Origin of the sequence: Dialister sp. CAG:357 (genome assembly GCF_000435155.1) — a bacterium.
GTDB lineage: Bacteria > Bacillota > Negativicutes > Veillonellales > Dialisteraceae > Dialister > Dialister hominis.
In genome coordinates this window covers 1-2064 of the sequence record NZ_FR896345.1, presented here as the reverse complement: position 1 = coordinate 2064, position 2064 = coordinate 1, and the positions used below count along the sequence as shown (strand labels likewise).

Annotated in this window: 2 protein-coding genes; one reads left to right on the top strand and one right to left on the bottom strand. The window is 49.1% G+C overall.

Annotated elements, in window-relative coordinates:
* Positions 1–307 precede the first annotated feature (307 nt).
* The gene (locus M3200_RS00225) at positions 308–1813 is read left to right on the top strand and encodes an IMP dehydrogenase (protein ID WP_022381527.1); all 1506 of its coding nucleotides are present in this window, start codon (positions 308–310) and stop codon (positions 1811–1813) included.
* Here the strand turns inward: M3200_RS00225 and M3200_RS00220 are convergent.
* The coding region (locus tag M3200_RS00220) for a hypothetical protein (RefSeq protein WP_288178052.1) at positions 1810–2064 on the bottom strand (255 nt) is incomplete at its 5' end. The two genes, M3200_RS00225 and M3200_RS00220, sit on opposite strands and share 4 nt — an antisense overlap.

Sequence of the window (2064 nt, the reverse complement as noted above, 5' to 3'; positions counted from 1 at the left end):
CCACCCCTGTCCAGTTTTAGCATAGCACTCGAATAAAGGTAAGGAGAAAACCTTCCTCATTCTCTTGTATGCTCTTTGGATTTCGTGTTTTCAGAAACTTTTTGAAGACTAATGATTTTCCCCTTTCTACAATTCCTTTTTTACGCTATAATAGTACAAATATATCTGCGGAAGGGAAATTTTCTCTCCGCTTTGTAGAAGAAGCGCATCTGCACTTGACCGCATCCGCGGAAAAGAGTATAGTTGTGCTTAATTATCTTTTACACTTATTTTTTTACGGATTTATCTGTTATCGAAGGAGGAAATAATGGCAATCTATATTAATGAACCGGCACATACCTTTAACGAGTACCTTCTGATCCCGGGCTACTCCGGCACGGACTGCATTCCGGCCAACGTATCTATCAGAACCCCGCTCGTAAAATTCAAAAAAGGTGAAGAACCGGCCATTACATTAAATATTCCAATGGTATCTGCTATCATGCAGTCAGTATCTGGTGAAAAAATGTCCATTGAACTCGCAAGAAACGGCGGCGTTTCTTTCATCTATGGATCCCAGTCCCCTGAAGATGAAGCAGCCATGGTTGCCAGAGTTAAAGCTAAGAAAGCAGGATTTGTTCCGAGCGACTCCAACCTTTCGCCGGAAAACACTCTTGCTGACGTCCTCGCCCTCAAGGCAAAGACAGGTCATTCCACCATCGCCATCACCGAAGACGGCACCTCTTCCGGCAAGATGGTCGGCATCGTATCCAGCCGTGACTACAGAGTCAGCCGCATGGACAGATCTGAAAAGGTCAAGAACTTCATGACCCCGGTTGACAAGCTCGTCAAAGCTAAATACGGCATCACCCTTTCCGAAGCAAACGACATCATTTGGGACAACAAGATCAACTCCCTGCCGGTACTCTACGAGGACGGCCGTCTGTATGGCTTCGTATTCCGCAAGGACTATGATTCCCATCAGAAAAACCCGAATGAAATGCTCGATTCCCAGAAACGTTTCGTAGTAGGCGCTGGTATCAACTCCAGAGACTATGAAGAACGCGTACCGCTGCTCCTCGAAGCAGGCGCTGACGTACTCTGCATCGACTCCTCCGAAGGCTTCTCCGAATGGCAGAAGATCACCCTCGAATGGATCCACAACACCTACGGCGAAAAAGTAAAAGTAGGCGCAGGCAACGTTGTCGACAGAGACGGCTTCCTCTTCCTCGCTAAAGCTGGCGCAGACTTCGTCAAAGTCGGCATCGGCGGCGGCTCCATCTGCATCACCCGTGAGACAAAGGGCATTGGCCGCGGCCAGGCTACCGCTCTCATTGAAGTATGCCAGGCAAGAGATGAATACTACAAAGAAACCGGCATCTATGTACCGGTATGCTCCGACGGTGGCATCGTATATGACCACCACATCACCCTCGCACTCGCTATGGGCGCTGACTTCGTCATGCTCGGCAGATACTTCGCACGCTTCGACGAATCCCCAACCCCGACCAGAACCGTTGGCGGCACAGTCGTCAAAGAATACTGGGGCGAAGGTTCCAACAGAGCCAGAAACTGGGCACGCTATGACCTCGGCGGAGAAAAGAAACTCCAGTTCGAAGAAGGCGTTGACTCCTACGTTCCTTACGCTGGTCCGCTCAAAGACAACGTCGAAAAGACCTGCGCTAAGATCAAAGCTACCATGTGCAACTGCGGCGCTATCACCATTCCGGAACTGCAGCAGAAAGCTAAGCTGACACTCGTATCCGCAACCTCCATCGTAGAAGGCGGCGCACACGACGTCATCCGTAAAGAAAAAGACGGCTCCGACCGTTAATTGAAATAAAAAGAGACCGCTCCGAAAAGAGCGGTCTTTTTTGTGTGCTTTGGGGAAGGGAGAATGGAAACCATACGACCTTGCGGGAAAAAGAAAGATTTAAGACCTAAAACCATACAACCAGCCTGCGGCTGTTTGTAATCAACCCTATCCACCGCAAGCGGTTCCCCTTCCTTGTCTGGGAAGGCGAGTTTAAAACCTCGCTGACGCACAAGAAAAAGGTTCTTCACGCTTTTTTGTGGGATAAAAAT